General features: G+C 65.8%; 21 protein-coding genes. 6 read left to right on the forward strand and 15 right to left on the reverse strand.

Annotated features, from left to right (window positions below; genetic code table 11):
• Positions 1-12 precede the first annotated feature (12 nt).
• Positions 13-708 (reverse strand): hypothetical protein, encoded by a 696-nt coding sequence (locus BM167_RS09460; RefSeq protein ID WP_092891839.1) that lies wholly within the window; start codon positions 706-708, stop codon positions 13-15.
• Positions 709-805: 97 nt separating this feature from the next.
• Here BM167_RS09460 and BM167_RS09465 point away from each other — a divergent pair, with 97 nt between their 5' ends.
• Positions 806-1,348 (forward strand): GNAT family N-acetyltransferase, encoded by a 543-nt coding sequence (locus tag BM167_RS09465; RefSeq protein WP_092891841.1) that lies wholly within the window; start codon positions 806-808, stop codon positions 1,346-1,348.
• Positions 1,349-1,369: 21 nt separating this feature from the next.
• Here BM167_RS09465 and BM167_RS09470 read toward each other — a convergent pair whose 3' ends face one another.
• The 6 genes from BM167_RS09470 to BM167_RS09495 form a co-directional block, all read right to left on the reverse strand.
• On the reverse strand, positions 1,370-1,765 hold the full coding sequence (locus BM167_RS09470) for a GNAT family N-acetyltransferase (RefSeq protein ID WP_245781336.1): 396 nt from the start codon (positions 1,763-1,765) through the stop codon (positions 1,370-1,372).
• Between the two features lie 68 nt (positions 1,766-1,833).
• The gene (locus BM167_RS09475; protein ID WP_092891843.1) at positions 1,834-2,274 is read right to left on the reverse strand and encodes a pyridoxamine 5'-phosphate oxidase family protein; all 441 of its coding nucleotides are present in this window, start codon (positions 2,272-2,274) and stop codon (positions 1,834-1,836) included.
• Between the two features lie 145 nt (positions 2,275-2,419).
• Positions 2,420-2,851, reverse strand: coding sequence for a pyridoxamine 5'-phosphate oxidase family protein (locus tag BM167_RS09480; protein ID WP_245781337.1), 432 nt, complete (start codon positions 2,849-2,851; stop codon positions 2,420-2,422).
• 163 nt (positions 2,852-3,014) lie between these two features.
• The gene (locus BM167_RS09485) at positions 3,015-3,842 is read right to left on the reverse strand and encodes a metal ABC transporter permease (RefSeq protein WP_092893052.1); all 828 of its coding nucleotides are present in this window, start codon (positions 3,840-3,842) and stop codon (positions 3,015-3,017) included.
• Positions 3,843-3,884: 42 nt separating this feature from the next.
• Positions 3,885-4,622: a metal ABC transporter ATP-binding protein gene (locus BM167_RS09490; protein ID WP_092891847.1), complete on the reverse strand. Its 738-nt coding sequence runs from the start codon at positions 4,620-4,622 to the stop codon at positions 3,885-3,887.
• A complete protein-coding gene (locus BM167_RS09495; protein WP_092891849.1) occupies positions 4,619-5,638 on the reverse strand; it encodes a metal ABC transporter substrate-binding protein in 1,020 nt (339 codons plus the stop codon). Before BM167_RS09495 ends, BM167_RS09490 begins: the two co-directional genes overlap by 4 nt.
• A 217-nt stretch (positions 5,639-5,855) precedes the next feature.
• Between BM167_RS09495 and BM167_RS09500 the strand changes: the two genes are divergently transcribed.
• The gene (locus BM167_RS09500) at positions 5,856-7,316 is read left to right on the forward strand and encodes a replication factor C large subunit (protein WP_092891851.1); all 1,461 of its coding nucleotides are present in this window, start codon (positions 5,856-5,858) and stop codon (positions 7,314-7,316) included.
• Positions 7,317-7,419: 103 nt separating this feature from the next.
• On the opposite strand, the gene BM167_RS09505 is transcribed toward BM167_RS09500, so the two are convergent.
• The 5 genes from BM167_RS09505 to BM167_RS09525 all read right to left on the reverse strand — a co-directional run bounded on the left by BM167_RS09505 (position 7,420) and on the right by BM167_RS09525 (position 11,198).
• Positions 7,420-7,620 (reverse strand): DUF8106 domain-containing protein, encoded by a 201-nt coding sequence (locus BM167_RS09505; protein WP_092891853.1) that lies wholly within the window; start codon positions 7,618-7,620, stop codon positions 7,420-7,422.
• Between the two features lie 105 nt (positions 7,621-7,725).
• Positions 7,726-8,460 carry an amino acid ABC transporter ATP-binding protein gene (locus BM167_RS09510; RefSeq protein WP_092891855.1) on the reverse strand — a complete coding sequence of 245 codons (735 nt, stop codon included), beginning with the start codon at positions 8,458-8,460 and terminating at the stop codon, positions 7,726-7,728.
• Positions 8,457-9,293 (reverse strand): amino acid ABC transporter permease, encoded by an 837-nt coding sequence (locus BM167_RS09515; RefSeq protein WP_092891857.1) that lies wholly within the window; start codon positions 9,291-9,293, stop codon positions 8,457-8,459. Before BM167_RS09515 ends, BM167_RS09510 begins: the two co-directional genes overlap by 4 nt.
• Positions 9,294-9,341: 48 nt before the next feature.
• Positions 9,342-10,256 (reverse strand): basic amino acid ABC transporter substrate-binding protein, encoded by a 915-nt coding sequence (locus tag BM167_RS09520; protein ID WP_092891859.1) that lies wholly within the window; start codon positions 10,254-10,256, stop codon positions 9,342-9,344.
• A 111-nt stretch (positions 10,257-10,367) separates the two neighbouring features.
• Positions 10,368-11,198, reverse strand: a complete 831-nt coding sequence (locus BM167_RS09525) for a COX15/CtaA family protein (protein WP_092891861.1) — start codon at positions 11,196-11,198, stop codon at positions 10,368-10,370.
• Positions 11,199-11,355: 157 nt separating this feature from the next.
• On the opposite strand from BM167_RS09525, the gene BM167_RS09530 reads away from it, so the two are divergent.
• Both BM167_RS09530 and BM167_RS09535 read left to right on the forward strand, forming a co-directional pair.
• Positions 11,356-12,477: a M24 family metallopeptidase gene (locus tag BM167_RS09530; protein WP_092893054.1), complete on the forward strand. Its 1,122-nt coding sequence runs from the start codon at positions 11,356-11,358 to the stop codon at positions 12,475-12,477.
• An 89-nt stretch (positions 12,478-12,566) separates the two neighbouring features.
• Positions 12,567-14,813, forward strand: a complete 2,247-nt coding sequence (locus tag BM167_RS09535; RefSeq protein WP_092891863.1) for an NADP-dependent malic enzyme — start codon at positions 12,567-12,569, stop codon at positions 14,811-14,813.
• A gap of 89 nt (positions 14,814-14,902) precedes the next feature.
• On the opposite strand, the gene BM167_RS09540 is transcribed toward BM167_RS09535, so the two are convergent.
• The 3 genes from BM167_RS09540 to BM167_RS09550 form a co-directional block, all read right to left on the reverse strand.
• Positions 14,903-15,739 carry a hypothetical protein gene (locus BM167_RS09540; RefSeq protein ID WP_092891865.1) on the reverse strand — a complete coding sequence of 279 codons (837 nt, stop codon included), beginning with the start codon at positions 15,737-15,739 and terminating at the stop codon, positions 14,903-14,905.
• Between the two features lie 247 nt (positions 15,740-15,986).
• Entirely contained in the window at positions 15,987-16,733 is a 747-nt protein-coding gene (locus BM167_RS09545; RefSeq protein ID WP_177213328.1) for a twin-arginine translocase subunit TatC, read from the reverse strand.
• A gap of 44 nt (positions 16,734-16,777) precedes the next feature.
• Complete coding sequence (locus BM167_RS09550) at positions 16,778-17,416, reverse strand: ribonuclease H family protein (RefSeq protein ID WP_092891869.1); 639 nt, start codon at positions 17,414-17,416, stop codon at positions 16,778-16,780.
• A gap of 90 nt (positions 17,417-17,506) precedes the next feature.
• Here BM167_RS09550 and BM167_RS09555 point away from each other — a divergent pair, with 90 nt between their 5' ends.
• Complete coding sequence (locus tag BM167_RS09555) at positions 17,507-18,052, forward strand: CBS domain-containing protein (protein WP_092891871.1); 546 nt, start codon at positions 17,507-17,509, stop codon at positions 18,050-18,052.
• Between the two features lie 43 nt (positions 18,053-18,095).
• On the forward strand, positions 18,096-19,043 hold the full coding sequence (locus BM167_RS09560) for a DMT family transporter (RefSeq protein WP_092891873.1): 948 nt from the start codon (positions 18,096-18,098) through the stop codon (positions 19,041-19,043).
• Positions 19,044-19,050 lie beyond the last annotated feature (7 nt).

Raw genomic sequence — 19,050 nt, forward strand, 5'->3', positions numbered from 1 at the left:
CGCCTCGGACGCTCAGAGATGTCGCTGCCGTTCGTCGTCGCCCCACTCGGAGGCGAGCGATTCGGCGCTCGATTTGATTTCGAGGAGTTTGCGCCGTTGCGCGAGGAAGTGAAGCGGGAACGCGACGAGGTGTGCGACGGGAGCGAGCAGTTTCGGCCCGTAACTCACGCGGACTCTGACGACGAGTCGCGTCCGGCCCGACGCCGGTTCCGAGAGTCGGAAGGCCCAACTGGTCCGCCAGAACCACCGCGACGATTCGCCGGGTTCGGCCTCTCTGCGACCGAACGCGTCCGCCATCGACGCGAGGACGAGCGACCGCTGGGGGTCGAGAACGCTGACGACGAACCCGTCGTCGCCGCTCGGAAGCGCCGGAACCGCGTCGCCGACGGTCGGGAGTCGGGCGTCGGGGAGGAGCGTCTCCGTCCCCTCGTCGTCGCCGCGGAGTTCGTCGCCCGACAACTCCGTCCGGTCCGTGCACATTCGAACGAGCCACGGCCACACCGCCTCTCGCGGTGCGTCCACCGTCACCGCGTGCGTTCGGACGAGATTCGCGTCCGGGACGACGTCGTCGCCCGGAAGCGAGTCGTCTCTCTCGTCTGCGGTTGCCAGCCATCGGCGGTGCCACGCGCGAAGCCACGATTGAACGGTGGCGGCTCCGAGAACGCCGAGGACGAACCGCCTGGCCCGTTTGTCGAACGGAAGTTCCATGGTAGAGGTACAATCACACACTCCTATATTAATGTGGTAGGTGTTGACGCGCGATGCCGTCCGAGCGTTCATAGTGGACGCTTCGAATACTGCACACATGAGCGAGACACCAGACGCGACGATTCGACCGTACACGACGGACGACGCCGCCGGACTGTGGGACAGAAAGCGCGATTTCGAACTCGGAATCGGGTCGGAGACGGGTGGCGAGGGAAAACTACCGACGTACGAGGCGAAGTTGACCGCCGACTACCGCGCGCGGTGGCTTCACTGGGTCGAACAGTGCGTGGACGAGGACCCGAACAGCGTGACGGTCGCCGTCGTCGAGGGCGGCGACGCCGAGAGCACCGGAGACGGCACCGACGAGACGGAAGTCGTCGGCTACTCGTTCGTCCTCCCCGAATCGCTGTCGTTCGTCTGGGACGCCGCCGTCCTCAACGAAATTTTCGTCCTGCCGGGCTACCGGGGCACCGGCGTCGCGGACGACCTGATGGACGCCGCACTCGACTGCGCGAAGGCTCAGGACCTCCCGTTGGACCGGATGGTGCTCGACGTGGACCGCCAAAACGAGCGCGCTCAGGCGTTTTACGACCGATACGGCTTCGAACACTGGGGCGAGATGGTCGCCCGAGAACTGTGAGGGCGCGAGGGACGGAGAGAGTCACGCGCCCCCGAGAGAGTCGAAGAACGTCCGTCCGTGGCGGACGACGCCCTCGAATCGGCCGCCCGCGGCGTCGATGTACTTTTCAACCGCTCTGCGGGACCGGTCGTTCTCCGCCGCAACCCCGACGGCGACGGGGCCGAGGTCCAACCGCTCGAACGCGAGGTGCATCAGTGCACGCGTCCGTTCGCCAGAGTACCCGCGGCCCCAGAACCGCTTGCGGAGCCAGATGCCGAGTTCGCCTCGGTCGCGGTCCCACTCGCACGTGAGACCGCACATCCCGGCGCGTTCGAGTCGCAGGCGACTCGTCTCGACGGCGGCGGGAAAGAGCGAGTCATTCACCGAGAGAGGCCGTCGGGGACCGGCGCGGTCCGTCAGGGACTCGGCTGAAATCACAGACCGACGCACGGAACGCGCGCAAAAAAGCGTCGCTCGGGCGTACCGTCGAGTCGCACGGAGTCCGACTACTCGCTCTGTCGTTCTCTCCGCCCAGTGAGTTCCTCGGGGACCAGCCGGTAGAGCTGAAACTCCAACTCTCGGGCCGGACGGTCGTATATCGTGACGAACGGGATGTTCACGCGTCGAATCGCTCGCGCGATAGTCGAGTCGAGACTCACCTCCGTCACCTCCTCCAGTCGTCCGCGTCCGACGACGGACGTCCATCCGTCGGGGGTGTCTCTGTCGACGACGAGCGACGCCGTCTCGGTGCGTTCGACGAAGTCGCGCTTCTCCGATTCCGGCGCGTACCCCAGTCTGACGTAGAGATGCGGGCCAGTGGGGTCGTAGCCGTAGGAGACGGGTATCGCGTACGACTCGTTTTCGTCCGCGAGAGCGAGAACGCCCGTTCCGCCGTCGCCGAGGAACTCGTCTACTTCGTCGCGGGCCAGAGATATCGAGTCGGTCATACCGAACACGTACGCCGCCGATTGTGATAAGATGTCGGCAGGATAACGTTCTGACCCCGGCGATATCGCCCTGCCGACGGTCACGGCGGCATCGTCGTGGGCGGTGCCGACGCGAACCGTCCCCGTTCGTTCCGTCCGCCGTCCGTCAGTCCTCTCTCACCGTCTCCGTCCGTCCGTCTATCTCCTCTGGGTCGAGTCGGAAGAACTCGAAGGTCAACTCCCGGGGATGCCTGTCGTAGACGTCGACGATGGGGATGTGGACGCGTCGGAGTTCGTCGAGCGTCTCCGGGTCCACGTTCTCGTCGTCGATTCGTTCGAGCGACCCCGCCGCGACGACGCTTTGCCATCCGTCGTCCGTATCCGCGTAGGTGACGAACGAGACGGGTCGCCCGTCTTCTATCTGCTCTCGTTTCTCCCGTTCCTCGCCGACGAGGAGGCGGAAGAAGAAATGGCCGCTACCGGAGTCGTACCCGTACGACACCGGGAGAGAGTAGGGGGCCTCGTCTCGGTCCTCGCCGAAGGACAAGACGCCGGTGCCGCCCGACTGAAGGAACTCGGCTCTTTGTTCGTCGTCCATCACGACCGAACGGGTGTCTCCCATGCATAGGAGTACCCGCCGACGGGACAAATACTGATTGCCACATTAACTAAATCAGACACATCGTCTCCGGCATCACTTTCGGAGGCGTCGCGGTTCGGAGACGGCGCTTTTGCTCTCTCGGCGCACGCGTCTCTCGCCGTCACGCCGGGCGTCGAACCCCGACGCGTCCGGCGACGGCGGCGACGAGGTAGACGACTATCGCGACGAGGACGATGGTACCCCCGGCGGCGACGCCGTACGCGTAGGAGAGCGTCGTCCCCGAAAGCGCGGCGACCTGTGCGGCGACGACGGCGAACCAGACGGCCTCTCTGAAACTCCGAGCGAGTTGCGTCGCCGCCGCCACCGGAACGACGAGCATCGCCGCGACGAGGATGACGCCCATCATCTGCATCGCGCCGACGACGACGAGTGCGGTGAGAACGACGAGCAGGCGGTTCGTCCACTCGACGTCGATGCCCGCGACGCGCGCCGCCGACTCGTCGAACGTCACGTACAGCAGTTTTCGGTAGGTCAAGACGACGACGGCGACGACGAACGCGCTGAGTCCGACCAGTATCCGCACGCTGTCTCGCGTCAGCGTCGAGAGGCTCCCGAAGAGGTACTGGTTGACACTGACGGCGATGCCGCCGCTGGTGAGGCTTATCAACACCGTCCCGAGGGCGAACCCCCCGGCGAGAACGATGGTCATCGACACGTCGTTGTAGACGTCGGTGTGCTCGGAGAGGAGTTCGACGAGTAGCGCGGCGAAGACGGAGACGACGAGTGCGGTGAGATACGGCGAGACTGCACCCCCGAGGAGGTTCCCGAGGAAGAGACCGATTGCGACGCCCGCGAAGGCCGTGTGCGCGAGGGTGTCACCTATCATCGCCAGTTGGCGGTGGACGAGGAACGACCCGACGAGAGGTGCGACGACTGCGATGCACGCCCCCGCGACGAACGCGCGCCGCATGAACGCGTAGCCGAGCATCTCCGTGACGAACTCGACGGTGAGGGGAGTCGGAGACACGGTTCAGTGGGTGTGGTCGAGCAGTCGTTGGTTCGCGCCGTACGCCTCGCGGAGAGCGTCGCTCTCGGAGAACGAAAGCGAGTCCCCGTGGAAGAACAACCGCCGGTTCATGCAGGCGACTGTCGAGGCGAACGCCGTGACGACGCCGATGTCGTGTTCGACGAGCAGAACCGTCATCCCCGCGTCGTTCAGCGTCCCGAGGAGTTCGTAGAACTCCTCGCGGGACTCGGCGTCGATACCGACCGCCGGTTCGTCGAGTGCGAGCAGGTCCGTGTCTCCGGCCAGAGCGCGCGCGATGAAGACGCGCTGTCTCTGTCCCCCAGAGAGCGTCGAGAGGCGGCGGTTCACGAGGTGAGAGACGCCGACGGTCTCTAACGCCGCCTCGACGCGTTCTACGTCGTCCTCGCCGAACCGGCCGAGTCCGACGTGGGGGTACCGTCCCATCGAGACGACTTCCCGAACCGTGATGGGCATCCCGCTTTCCGTGCCCGTCGTCTCCTGTGCGACGTACCCGACGCGCGTCCCGTCGGAGAAGTCGTGCGCGGGTTCGCCGAACAGCGTGACCGTCCCACTGTCCGGGCGGAGCAGTCCCACGATTAGCTTGAGAAGCGTCGTCTTCCCCGACCCGTTGGGGCCGACGAGCCCGAGAAACTCGCCCTCTTCGACGCTCAGAGAGACGTCCTCGACGGCGGGCGCCCCCTCGTATCCGTACGTGACGTTCGAGAGTTCGACGGCGGTCATTCCGCACCCAGCGCCTTCGCCAACGACGGCAGGTTCACGTTCTCCATCACGTCGACGTACCCCCAACCCTCCTCGGTCCACTCCTCGGTGAGACTCGGGACCGGAGTCAACGGGAGAACGCCCGTCGCGTCCGTCTCCTCGACGAGTTGGGTCGCCGCGCGGTCGGACTCGAACACCGGCGCGAGGACGTACTCGACGTCGTGTCGGTCGATGACTCCCTGCGCGCGAGTGATATCTTTCGGCGACGGCGTCGAGTCGGGTGCGAGACCGCTCAGCGCTTCGACGCGGAAGTCGTACCGCCGGCCGAGATACCGAAACGAGTTGTGACCGGCGACGAGGACGGCGTCTCTCGTCCGACCGTCGAGTCGCGTTTCGAACGTCTCGTCGAGGGTGGTGAGACGGTCTGCGAACGCGTCGGCGTTCTCCGCGTACGCCGACTCGTCGTCCGGGTCGACCGAAGCGAGTCCGTCGGCAATCGTTTCTACCGACTGTTTCGCTCGGTCGGGGTCGAGCCAGAAGTGCGGGTCCATCTCGGAGTGGCCGTCGCCGTCGGATTCGTGACCATCGCCGTCCGACTCGTGGTCGTCGCCGGATTCGGACTCGTGGTCGCGGTCGTCGGTCGCTTCGAGCAGGTCTACGTCCTCCCACGCTTCGATGACCGCGACGTCGGCTCCGTCTTCGCGAACGTTCCGTACCACGTTGTCCGCCCACGGTTGGAACCCCTCCCCCACGTAAACTAACGCGTCGGACCCGAGGACGTCGCGTTGAATCTCCGGGCCGGGCTCCCACCCGTGGCCGTGTTGTCCGAACGGGACGAGGTTCTCGACGGCCGCGGCCCCCTCTGCGACGCGCGTCGCAAAATCCGAGACGACGAAGAACGACGCCTGAGCCGTCTTCGATCCGTCGGACGAGGCGCCTCCCGACGTCGAATCGGTGGCCGCCGAACCGAGACATCCAGTGACCGCCCCCATCGCAACTCCGGTGGCACCGAGGAACCGCCGTCGAGTCTGTCGCATCTTATTAACAATACCAAGTCGTGATTTAATATAAGTTGCTATTCGAGAGTGGTTACTTTGCAACAGCGCGGAAGCGAACGGAGGCGTTCTGGGGCGTGGCTACGGTCGCCCCGGATGACGATACTGGCGGGGGTTCGCTCCTCGATTCGACCTGAAGACGGTGGCCGATGAGTGGCGCTCCGCAACCACTAAACGCGCTTCGCGCTTTCCTTCGACAATGAGCGACTGGACGGAGAAGTACCGCCCCTCGACGTTGGCGGAGGTGCGCGGGAACAACAAGGCCCGCGACGCGTTCGAGGAGTGGGCGAAGACGTGGGACGACCACCGGGAGGCCGTCGTCCTTCACGGCGCGCCGGGCGTCGGCAAGACGTCCGCGGCGCACGCACTCGCAAACGACATGGGATGGGAGTCCGTCGAACTGAACGCCTCGGACCAGCGCACGGCGGACGTCATCGAGCGATTCGCCGGTCGGGCCGCGATGAACACGACGCTTTCGGGGTCGACGTCCGGCGGGTCGAACGGCGGGGGCGGGGGCCGCCAACTCGTCATCTTAGACGAGGCGGACAACATCCACGGCAACTACGACCGGGGAGGCGCCGGGGCCATCACCCGCCTCGTCAAGAAGTCGAACCAGCCGATAGTCCTCATCGCAAACGAGTACTACGACATGGCAAACGGGTTACGCAACGCCACGCAGGACATCGAGTTCCGCGACGTCTCCTCGCGGTCTATCGTCCCCGTCCTCCGAGATATCCTCCGGAAGGAGGAAATCGAGTTCGACTCGGAGGCGTTGGACCACCTCGCGGAGGTGAACAAAGGGGACCTCCGTTCTGCGGTCAACGACCTGCAGGCCGCCGCCGACGGGAAGGAACGTCTGACCGTCGAGGACGTGGTGACGGGGTCCCGCGACAAGGCGGTCGGTCTCTTCGAGTTCCTCGATGCCGTCCTCAAAGAGGAGTCCGCCCGGGACGCCCTCCAGTCTGCGTACTCGGTGGACGAGACGCCCGACGACCTGGTGAAGTGGGTCGAAGACAAGGTGTCTCTCGTCTACGAGGCGGACGAACTCGCTCGCGCCTACGAGTTCCTCGCGAACGCCGACGTCTGGTTGGGGCGCGTCCGCGCGTCGCAGAACTACTCGTACTGGCGGTACGCGACCGACAACCTCGCCGCGGGCGTCGCCGCCTCGCGGAACCGAACCCGCGGCGGGTGGACGCAGTACGGCGGCGCGCCCTACCGCTCTACCCGAAACAAGACCCGCGACGACGTCGTGCGGAAGATAGCCGAGTCGGGTGGGTTCAGCATGGCCACCGCGCGAAGCGACGTGCTGCCGTTCCTCTCGGCGATGACGCACCACTGCAAGCCCCGCGAGTTGACCGTCGCGATGGCCGCCCACTACGACTTCGACGAAACCGCCGTCTCCTACGTCACCGGAAGCGGCGAGACGACGAACAAGGTCCAGTCCATCGTCGAAGACGCACAGGACCTCCGCGAGGACGCCATCGCGGACCACGCGGGCGACGCGTTCGCGCCCGGGTCGCCCGCATCGACCGACGCTGACGGAGGCGAGGGCGACGAAGACGGGGGAGACGACGTGTTAGATAGAGAGATAGCCGAAGACGACGACGCGGAGGAGTCGGCGGACGAAGACGACGGGCAGTTCAGCCTCACGGATTTCTGAGCGGGCGCGTCTCTCTCGCCCGCGGCCGGACGTTCCGGCGGAGTCGTCGGCGTCGGTGTGGCACCGTTTCGAGGGCGACGAAAAATCGGGGGCCGGGGTTCGCTCACGCGAGGGCGCGAGGACGCGCGGTGAGGGTGGCGTCGCACGCGGGACACTCGAGCGTTTCGACGCCGTCGCGGGCGGTCCGTTCCCACTCGTCGGGCGGGGCCGCGCGGCCGCAGTCGGGGCAGAAGAGGACGGCTTTTCGGACGGTCGATCGCTCGTTGTCTTCGGTTCTGTTCGGATTTCGTTCCAGTACGCTCACGAACGTAATTACGGGCTCAGGGCGGATAGAGGTGGCGTCTGCGTCGAAACGAAGATGAAGGTTAGGCGGCGAGACTGCGACCGAGGGACCGGAATCGAGAACGGGTTACAGGAGTTTCGAGAGGAACTGCTTACCGCGGTCGGTTTCCGGGTTCTCGAAGAACTGTTTCGGCTCGCCCGTCTCGACGATTCGGCCGTCGGCCATGAGGACGATTCGGTCGCCCACCTCGCGGGCGAAGCCCATCTCGTGGGTGACGACCATCATCGTCATCCCCTCTTCGGCGAGTTGCCGCATGACGCCGAGCACTTCCCCGACGAGTTCGGGGTCCAGCGCGCTCGTCACCTCGTCGAAGAGCATCACTCGGGGGTCCATCGCGAGGGCGCGCGCGATGGCGACGCGTTGTTGCTGGCCGCCGGAGAGTTGGTTCGGGTAGGAGTTCGCTTGACCGTCGAGACCCACGCGGTCTAAGAGCGATTCCGCGCGCTCTCGCGCTTCGGATTCGTTCATCCCTTTGACCTTCTCCGGGGCGAGCGTGACGTTCTCCAACGCCGTCTTGTGCGGGAACAGGTTGAACGACTGAAACACCATGCCGATGCGTTGGCGGAGGTAGTTGATGTTCGCCGTCGGGTCGGAGATAGACTGTCCGTCCAGCCGAATCTCGCCGTCTTGAATCTCTTCGAGACGGTTCGCACAGCGAAGCAGCGTCGATTTTCCGGAGCCCGACGGACCGACGACGACGCAGACTTCGCCGTCGTCTATGTCCAACGAGACGTCTTTGAGGACGTGCGTCTCGCCGAAGAACTTGTCCACCTCGTCGAACTCGAGGAGCGGTGCGCTCATCTGCGGTCACCTCCCCAGTCGGAGCGGTTTTCGAGGTAGGACACGAGTCTGCCCATCGGAATCGTGATAGAGAGATACGCTATCGCGACAAGGACGAGGGGCGTCCACGGGTCGAACGTCGCGCTGTTTACGTCACGGAACTGCTGCATCAGTTCGGGGACGGCGATAACCGTCAGAAGCGAGGTGTCCTTCACGAGGATGACCTGGTCGTTCCCGACGGCGGCGAGGGCGTTCCGCCACGCCTGCGGGACGACGACTTCGCGCATCGCCTGAACGTAGCCCATCCCGAGCGAACGCGCCGCTTCCATCTGTCCGTCCGGGACGGCGTTGATGCCGCCGCGGACCGCCTCGCCGACGTAGGCGGCGTGGTTCAGCGTCAGAGCGATGACGGCCGTCGGGAGTCCCCAGTTCGAGATGGGGAACGTCCCCGGCCACAGCGTCGGGATACCGAAGTAGATGACGAATATCTGGAACAAAAGCGGCGTCCCGCGGAAGAACTGGACGTACGCCCCGGCGATTCCGTTCGTGATCTTGGTCTTCGAGACGCGCGCGAGTCCGACGAACACGCCCGACGACACCGAGAGGATGCTCGACGTGACGACGATTCCGAGCACCAACACGTACGCGTCGATGAACTGCGGCAGAATCGTCGCTATCAGCGGAAATTCGACCTGCGTCGTGACGATATAGACGATGAGGAGAAGCACTCCGAGGGCGAACAGACTCGCTATCCCGGCCCCGATGTACTTCAACACCGTGTCGTCCAAGAACGGTGAATCGGCACCACCACCCCCGTCTGCGTCGGACGCAGTCCCCGAGTATGAATCAGCCATTGTTGGTTCGAATCACGTCTGTCTGTGTTAAAAAGACGGGTCCGAAAGTTACCCTTCGAAGTACTCCGCGTAGATTTCCTCGTACGTCCCGTCCTCTCGGACGGCGGCGAGAGCCTCGTTGACCTGCTTTCGGAAGCCGTCGTCGTCCTGGCGGAACGCGATACCGTACTCCTCTACGGTGAGCGTGAGGTACGGCGGGGCGTCCTTGCCCGCGTCCTCCGCCGCGCCCTCGCCTTCGAGGAAAACGGCCTCACCCTCGCCGTTCCCGTTGACGAACTCGGCGTTGACCGTGTTGTCGTTGACGACGGCCGCGACCTGTCCGTTGATGAGCGCCTGGAACGCGCCCGAAATCTGGTCGTACTTCTTGAGCGTCAGGTCGCCGTCGAACTCCTCTTTGAGTCCCTCCGCGGCGGAGGCGCCGGTCGTCCCCTTCTGGACCCCGATGTTCTTGCCCTTGAGGTCCTCCTTCGAGGAGATGTCGCTTCCCGTCGGGATGATGACCGTCTGGTACGCCGTGAAGTAGGGCTCGGAGAAGTCCACTTTCTCCGCGCGGGTGTCGTTGATGGTCATCGCGGACATGATGACGCGGAAGTTGTTGTTGTTCAGAGACGGGATGATAGAGTCGAAACTCGTCGGCTTGAACTCGTAGTCGATGCCGAGTTCGCCCTCGAAGACGGCCTTCGCGATGTCGACGTCGAACCCGGTCAGTTCGCCGGACGTCGTCTCGTACTCGAAGGGACGATAGGGGATGTCCGACCCGATGACGACCTTGTCGGGGAGTTCGTTCGACTCGCTCGAAGTCGTCTGCTCGCCTTCGGTCGTCTCGCTTTCCGTCGTCTCCTCGCCGGACGCCGTGGTCTCTTCGCCTTCACCCTCGCCGCTACCGCCGCCGCCGGTACAACCGGCCAGAAGCGTGCCAACGACGGCACCAGTGCCGGTCTTGATGTACGTACGTCTATCCATGACAGTGTGGGGTAACGTATCGAGGTATAACATCCCTTCGGTTCGGGTGAATCGTCAGATATCCCGGATGACGGCTCGGCGGCGGTCGAAACGGGGGGTACCGGTCGTCTCTCAGTCGCTCCCGCCGGGGACGCCGCGGACCGACCCCGACCGCGCGCGTTCGTGCAGAATCCACACCGCGGCGGCGGTGAGGCCGAACGCGGTGGCCGTCCCCGCGAGCGACACGTACTCTAACCCGCCGCCGTACACCTGTCGCCCGAGGACGAGCAACGAGATAGTGAGGACGGCGGCGGAACCGGTCGCCGCGCGGAGACCCGACCGGAACCCGCGTTCGGTGACCGACGCCGTCCAAACCGTGGCACAGAGGAGGGCGGCGTACGCCCCGAGACCGACCGCGTAGTACAGCGCTTGGACGTTCGGGCCGAACGGAACGAACGCGTGCGGCGTCGCGACCGTCATCGCGAGGAGGCCCGCCGCCGCGACGGCGAGGACGCGTTCCATTCGGTCGGGGTCTACCGTTTCGAACGTCCACGCGGCGGCGAGGGCGACGCCGGTGAAGATGGTCGAAGCGGTGACGAAGTGGGCCGTCAGAACCACCCACTGGTAGGTCGTCACGGTCAACGCGCCGAGGATGATCTGCGAGGGAAGCAGGATTGTCGAGGCGGCGAGGGCGACCCGAATCCGCCGTGCCGCGCCCTCGCGCCACGCCAGAATCGTCGTTCCGAGGACGAGGAATCCGGTCACCATCGCGACGAGGCGGTGGAACCACTCGATGAAACTGCTCCAGTTGGCCGGAAACAGGCCGAGGAAGCCGTCGCAGAAGGGCCACCGACCGGCGCAGGTGAGTCCGGCACCGGCGGCGGCGGTGTACACCCCCAGAACCATCAGCACGCCCGTGAGCACGAAGGAGGCGGCCACGAGACGACGAAGACGGGTGTCCATACCGCCACCTCGGGGTCGAACGCACTTGAATCGCTCTACCTTTCGTCGGGTGCACTATCTCGGAGAGTTTCGCTCGCGTACGGGCGACATCCGGGCCGACGCCGCCGGACCCGCCGCACCGACACGTTTCAAGTCCCCGCGTCGAAACGCACAGACGATGACCGACGACGAACGAGTCCGGACGCACCTCGCGGACCGACGCGAACGACTCGACGACTATCTCGACGGAGAGGGCATCGATTCCGTCTGGTTCGCCCGCCCGAACTCCTTTTCGTGGCTCACCGGCGGGAGCAACGCGGTGGACCGTCACGCGGATATCGGCGTCGCCGCCGCGGGGTACGACCGAGACGAGGGGTGGCGCGTCGTCACGGACAACATCGAAGCCGACCGACTCCGCGAGGAGGAACTCCCCGCGGCGTTCGACGTGGCGGAGGCGGCGTGGTACGACGCCTCTCTCGCGGAGGCCGTCGCCGACCGGACGGACGGGGACGCCGCGGCGGACTTCGACGTGCCCGGCTTTGACGGCGTCGACGCGACGGAACTCAGGCAACCGCTCTCGGAGACGGACGTAGAGCGCTACCGCGAACTCGGGGCTGACGTGGCGGCGGCCGTCGAACGCGTCGCCCGCGAGATAGAGTCCGGCGACACGGAACACGAAGTCGCCGCCGCACTCAGAATCGCACTCGCGACGCGGAACGTCGACGCGCCCGTCGTCCTCGTCGGCGGGGCCGAGAGGGCGCAGGCGTACCGCCACTACACGCCGACGTTCGCGGAACTCGGCGACTACGCGCTCGTCTCCGTGACGGGAGAACGCGGCGGCCTGTACGCGAGTACCACCCGAACCGTGGCGTTCGACCCGCCCTCGTGGTTGAAGGACCGCCACGAGGCGGCGATGCAGGTGGAGACGACGGCACTGGCGGCGACGCAGTCCGCGGCCCGGAACGGCGGCGACGCCGCCGACGTGTTCGACGACATCGTCACCGCGTACGAGGACGCGGGCGAACCCGACGAGTGGCGCGAACACCACCAAGGCGGCGCGGCCGGGTTCGCCGGGCGCGAGTGGTTCGCCGCCCCCGACGAGGAACGGCCGGTCCACGCGCCGATGGCGTACGCCTACAACCCGACCGTCCGGGGCGCAAAGTCCGAAGACACCGTCCTCGTCACCGACGACGGCGCGGAGGTGCTGACCGAGACGGGCGAGTGGCCGACTCGCACCGTCGAAGCGCGGGGCGGCGAGTTCGCCGTCGAACGCCCCGAGATACTCGTCGCAGAGGAGTAACTCGGTCACGAGTCGTCTTTTCGTCGTCTGTCGAACTCGATTTCGACGGTACGGTACATTTTTGACGCCTCCCGCGGTGGGCATGAAACATGGGACTAGACGACGACGCGCGGGAGTACCACCGCGAGGACCCGCCGGGTAAGATAGAGATTTCGACGACCAAACCGACGAACACCCAACGCGATCTGAGTCTGGCGTACTCGCCGGGCGTCGCCGCGCCGTGTCTCGACATCGACGAGGACCCGGAGAAAGCCTACGAGTACACCGCGAAGGGGAATCTCGTCGGCGTCGTCTCGAACGGGTCTGCGGTTCTCGGCCTCGGTGACATCGGCGCACAAGCGTCGAAGCCCGTCATGGAGGGGAAAGGCGTCCTGTTCAAGCGGTTCGCCGACATCGACGTGTTCGACATCGAACTGGACCTCGAAGACACGGAGTCCATCGTCGCCGCCACCGCCGCGATGGAACCGACGTTCGGCGGCATCAACTTAGAGGACATCAAGGCCCCCGAGTGCTTCGAGATAGAGGAACAACTCCGCGAACGGGTGTCGATTCCCGTCTTCCACGACGACCAACACGGAACGGCCATCATCTCGGGGGCGGCCCTCATCAACGCCGCCGACATCGTCGACAAGGACCTCGAAGACCTCGATATCGTCTTCTCGGGGGCCGGGGCGTCCGCAATCGCCAGCGCGCGGTTCTACGTCTCTCTCGGCGCGAAAAAGGAGAACATCGTGATGTGCGACTCCGACGGCGTCATCACGACGGACCGCGACGACGTGAACGAGTACAAGCGCGAGTTCGCGAACGACGTGGAAGCGGACACCCTCGCGGAGGCGATGGAGGGCGCGGACGTGTTCGTCGGCCTCTCGGTCGGCGGCATCGTCTCTCAGGAGATGGTGCGGTCGATGGCCGACGACCCCGTCATCTTCGCGATGGCGAACCCGGACCCCGAAATCGGCTACGAGGAGGCCAAAGAGGCCCGCGACGACACGGTCATCATGGCTACCGGGCGCTCGGACTACCCGAATCAGGTGAACAACGTGCTCGGATTCCCCTTTATCTTCCGCGGCGCACTCGACGCGCGCGCGACTGAGATAAACGAGGAGATGAAACGCGCCGCGGCGCACGCACTCGCGGACTTGGCAAAGCAGGACGTCCCCGACGCCGTCGTCAAGGCCTACGGCGACCAACCGCTTCAGTTCGGCCCCGACTACGTCATCCCGAAACCGCTCGACCCCCGGGTCCTGTTCAAGGTCGCTCCCGCCGTCGCACAGGCCGCGATGACGAGTGGGTCCGCGCGGACCGACCTCGACATGCAGGCGTACGAGGAACGCCTCGAAGCCCGCCTCGGAAAGTCCCGCGAGATGATGCGCGTCATCCTCAACAAGGCGAAATCGGACCCCAAACGCGTCGCCCTCGCGGAGGGGACAGACGAGAAGATGGTCCGGGCCGCGTACCAGATGCAGGACCAAGGTATCGCGGAACCCGTCCTCGTCGGCGACAGAGACAGCATCACCGCCATCGCCGCGGACCTCGGGTTGGACTTCGAACCCGAAGTCGTCGACCCGAAGAACGGCGACTGGGACCACTACGCCGACCGCCTGTACGAACTCCGACAGCGGAAGGGCCTCACGAAAAACGAGGCACACGAGTGGATTCGCGGCGACACGAACTACTTCGCGAGCGTGATGGTAGAGGAGGGCGACGCCGACGCGATGCTGACCGGCCTCACCCACCACTACCCCTCGGCGCTTCGCCCGCCGTTGCAGGTCATCGGCACCGCCCCCGAGGCGAACTACGCCGCCGGGGTGTACATGCTGACGTTCAAGAACCGCGTCATCTTCTGCGCCGACACGACGGTGAATCTGGACCCCGACGCCGAGACGTTGGCCGAGGTGACGAAACACACCGCCGAGTTGGCGCGCCGATTCAACGTCGAACCGCGCGCGGCGATGCTGTCGTACTCGAACTTCGGCAGCGTCACCAACGAGGGGACGAAGAAACCGCGCGACGCGGTGGAACTGATGCACGACGACCCCGAGGTGGACTTCCAGGTGGACGGCGAGATGCAGGCCGACACCGCCGTCGTCGAGGACATCCTCGAAGGCACCTACGAGTTCTCGGACCTCGAAGACCCGGCGAACGTGCTCGTGTTCCCGAACCTCGAAGCGGGTAACATCGGCTACAAACTCCTCCAACGCCTCGGCGGCGCGGAGGCCATCGGCCCGATGCTCGTCGGCATGGACAAACCGGTCCACGTCCTCCAACGGGGCGACGAGGTAAAGGACATCGTCAACCTCGGCGCGGTGGCCGTGGTGGACGCACAGAACGAGTAGAGAGGAGTCGCTCCGAGCTTTTCGGCCCGGATTCTCGCGGTGCGCGTCGCGCCGTGGGCGGCCGGGCGCATCCGAGTACGGCGGCCGAACTACGGTTCGAGGTCGATTCGCGCGGTCTGACCCGTTTCGTTCCCCTTCCCTTTGCCCGCACCGTTCGAGATGCCGATTTCGACGGTGTCGACGAACGCGTCGAACGAGGCCGGATAGCCGCTTCCCGTCTGGAGGGTGACGTACTTGATGACCTCCTGCCCGTAATCGACGTCCGTGGACGGAGCGCCGGATTTTCGACTACTCCAGTCGATCGGCCCCGCCTGCAGTTCCTCGAGGGTCGGTTGTCCGCCGTAGAACCCGAAGCCGACCTTCGAGTCGTCGAAGAAGGTGAGTCGGTTGTCGCCGCTCTCGGTCGACCACCGTATCCACTCGCCGCCCGGCGCGTCGAGGTTCTGCGAGAAGTACGGTTCGGCGGTGAGTCGGTAGCCGTACCACGACGCTTGGTCGTCCGCGCCGTCGGGTTCGGTGTACATCTGCAGATACACGTTGTAGGGGACCGTTCCGCTGGTCTCGGCGTCCTTTTTCGTGTGGTACGAGACGTGAGTCAGGTCGTCGACCGTGACGTCTCCGGCGTTCACGAACAGGTCGTCGGGCGAGAGGTACAGTTGGAACTTGTCGCTGTCGCCGTCGCCCGTCGTGTCCGAGGGCACCTGCCACGACCCCGAGAGCGTGTTCGCCTCCTCGCGGGTCCCCGCGGCACCGCTCAGATTCCCCGAGTAGTCGGGTTTCAGTACCGTTCGCTTGTTTTGTCCTCGCGCGGCGGCGGTCCCCGTCGCCGCCGTCCCCCAGAGGAGGAGGCCTCCGGCGGCCGCACTCGTTCGTAGCACACTGCGCCGCGACGTCGGTCGGTCGGTCGAATTGGGTTTCTGTGTCATCGTCGTCCCTCCGTTGTCTGCGGTGATACTATCGCGTGCGATACATGATAAACGGATTTCATTTCATCTGGCAATAACTCCGAGAATAGATGTTTCGGGGGAGTGGCTCGCCCGGCCGCCTCACGCGGTGAGATAACTCCCACGTGTGTGATAAGAGACGACGCGCAGAACACATCTCCGAATCGGGCGAGAGACGGCGTCCGATTCCGACTCGACGACGGCTACCCCATCTCCGTTCGCGCGGGGTCTACTCGTCGCCGTAGCGACCGACCGTCTCCGAGTCGACAAACTCCAACCACGCGACGCCGACGCCGAGTCCGGCGAGGAGGGGCGCGGCGTAGAGTGCGAACGCGGTGGGCGTCGGCGGGGCGTGCGTCGCAGAGAAGACGACGAGCGGAATCGCCGCGGACGTGCGGTGGCGGGCGGTGGTGAGACGCGGGAGCAGTCCCGCCCGAACCGCGCCGACGGCGAGGGCGGGGAACGCGACTGCGACGCCGAGTGCGACGGGGAAGAAAAGCCCCAGTTCCGTCACCCAGTACGGGCCGACGGCGGCGTCGACGTCGAGGACGTGGTCTGCGAACATCTCGAACGTCGCCGGAAGGACGAGCGTTCGGCCGACTGCGACACCGAAGAGAAACCCGACGGCGGCGACTGCGAAGGGCCTCCGCGCGCGGCGGAACCGCACGCCGTCGTTCCGGCGGAGATGGGGCACGACGAAGAGTACCGCCGCGACGACGCCCGCGAGAAGTCCGATTTCGACGGCGAGGCGGTTGTACTCGACCTGTTCCGTAAGCGGTGAGACGGCGACCGGTCCGAACGACGCCGGGAGAAGCGTCTGGAGGTCGAATCCGGTCGTGACGAACGCGGCGGTGACGGCGATAGTCGTCAGCGAGAAGACGGCGACCAGTCTCTGCCCGTTCGCGCGGACGACGGCACCGAGCGTCGTGCGCCACGGGGCGGGGCCCGAGGACGCACGAGTGGCTTCAGACGACACGAGAGGCGAGTAGCAAAGGTCCGTTGTCAATCTTCTCTTTCGGCTCAGTCGCTGGCGTGACTCTCGAACCGCGACGGCGGGGGGTACTGGGGGTCGTCGGCGTCGGCGGTCTCTCCGGAGAGCGGTTCGGGGAGGACGCACCGGTCCGTTCTGTAGTTGACGTGGGCGTACTCCCCGGGCGCGTTGGCGAGGGGGTGAGCGGGGTTATCGCGGCCGTCGATGCGGGCGGCGCGGAGTTCGCCGAACCCGGCGATGCGGGCCCGGATTCCCCGCCAGTGGTTGTCGCTTCCCCGCGGAATCGACTGCGAACGACCCGCCTGCCAGTCGGGACCGGCGGCGGCGAGCACTTCGGTGTTGACGTTGGCCGCGAGGTCGTCGTGGTCCACGAGGACGCCGACTCGGGTCTGCGGCGGCGTTCTCGCCGCGAGCACGTCGAGTCCGAGATGGAGCGCTCGGTACTCTGCGACGTTGTTGTCGGGCGCGGCGTCCGGAACCGCGATGCGCGCCACCCGCGTTCCGTCACGCGCCTCTATGACCGCGCCGAGTCCGCCGCCGTCCGGGCGATAGGACCCGTCGGTGGCGACGTAGAAGTGGCGATGGTGTGTGCGCGGCGGGTGCGCGATGTGCGGCGTCGGCGAGTCGTCGAACAGGTCGCGAAGTGTTGACCGGCCGTGAACGGCCATGCACCACCGTAACCGGTCAGGCGACTTAAGCGTAACCCGAAACCGCCCCCTAGCGGAACACATACCTCGGGAACGCTCGATAGAGTACGTATGCACGCGGTGGCACGTGATGTCATGACACCCGACGTAAAGACCGTCTCGCCGGACGACGACGTGAGCGAGGTTCTGGGTCGCCTCGCGCGAGCGAACTTCAACGGCTTCCCCGTCGTCGACGACGAGAACCGCGTCGTCGGCATCGTCACCCAACACGACCTGGTGGGTCTGTTCCAGACGAGAGACCGGACGCTCTGGATTCCCATCGGCTTCCCGCCGTTCATGGAGACGCTCACCTACGCCGTCGACGTCTCGTGGGACGACTTGGACCTCGGAATCGACCTCCTGCGCAACGTCGACAAGCCGATACGCGAAGTGATGACCGAGGAGGTGGTCACCGTCTCGCCCGACACCGACATCGACGAGATGCTCGAACTTCTCACGGGCGAGACGCGCGACATCAATCGACTGCCGGTGGTGGACGAGGCGGGGCGACTCGTCGGCATCGTCGCGCGGCAGGACGTGTTGAGAACGCTCCGCGACGAACGGCGAGCGACCGACGACGGACGAGAGGCGGACGAGGGCGCGGGTGCGGGCGCGTGATTCGAAGCGAAACTTTCAGGCTCCGACGCGACGCAGAGCCGGTGTGACACGGTACAGAAACGCCGTCCTGTTCTTCCTCTTGGCCGCGGCGTGGGGCGCGGCGTTCATGGCCATCAAAGCCGGACTCGAGTACATCCCGCCGGTCCTGTTCGCGGCGATTCGCTACGACATCGCGGGCGTCCTGATGCTCGGGTACGCCGCCTACGCCACGGACCATCCGCTCCCTCGCGGGCGAAACGAGTGGACAGTCGTCGTCGTGGGTTCGACGCTCCTCATCGCGGGCTACCACGCGCTTCTCTTCATCGGGGAGTTAGACCCCGCGGTCACGAGCGCCGCCGCCGCCGTCATCGTCAGTCTGAGTCCCCTTCTCACGACCGGGTTCGCGCGGGCGTTCCTCCCGGACGAACGCCTGACGCCCCTCGGCGTCGCGGGGATGGTGTTCGGACTCGTCGGCGTCGTCGTCCTGTCGAATCCCGACCCGAACAACCTCCTCGCGGGCGGCGCAGTCGCGAAGTTCCTCATCTTCGCCGCGGCGGCCTGTTTCGCGCTCGGGTCGGTGCTGACGCGCCGCATCGACTCCGAGATGCCCATCGAGACGATGGAGGCGTGGTCGATGATAGGCGGCGCGCTCCTCATGCACGTCGTCAGCGTCGGTCTCGGCGAGTCGATGGGTGACGTGATTTGGTCGCTCGAAGCCGTCGCGGCGCTGGGATATCTCTCCATCGTGGCCAGCGCGCTCGGATTTCTCGTCTATTTCGACCTGTTGGACCGCCTCGGTCCCATCGAAATCAACCTCGTCTCCTACGTCGCGCCCGTGTTCGCGGCGCTCGCGGGGTGGGCGTTCCTCGGCGAACTACCCACGGTCCACACGCTGGTCGGCTTTCTCGTCATCTTCTCGGGGTTCGCTCTCCTGAAGCGAGACGCCATCCGCGCGGAACTGCCGCGCCTGCGACGCCGCCTCGACGGGTCGAACTCCCGAACGCGAGAGTAGTCTCGCG

Source organism: Halopelagius inordinatus (assembly GCF_900113245.1).
In the GTDB taxonomy this organism is placed as follows: domain Archaea; phylum Halobacteriota; class Halobacteria; order Halobacteriales; family Haloferacaceae; genus Halopelagius; species Halopelagius inordinatus.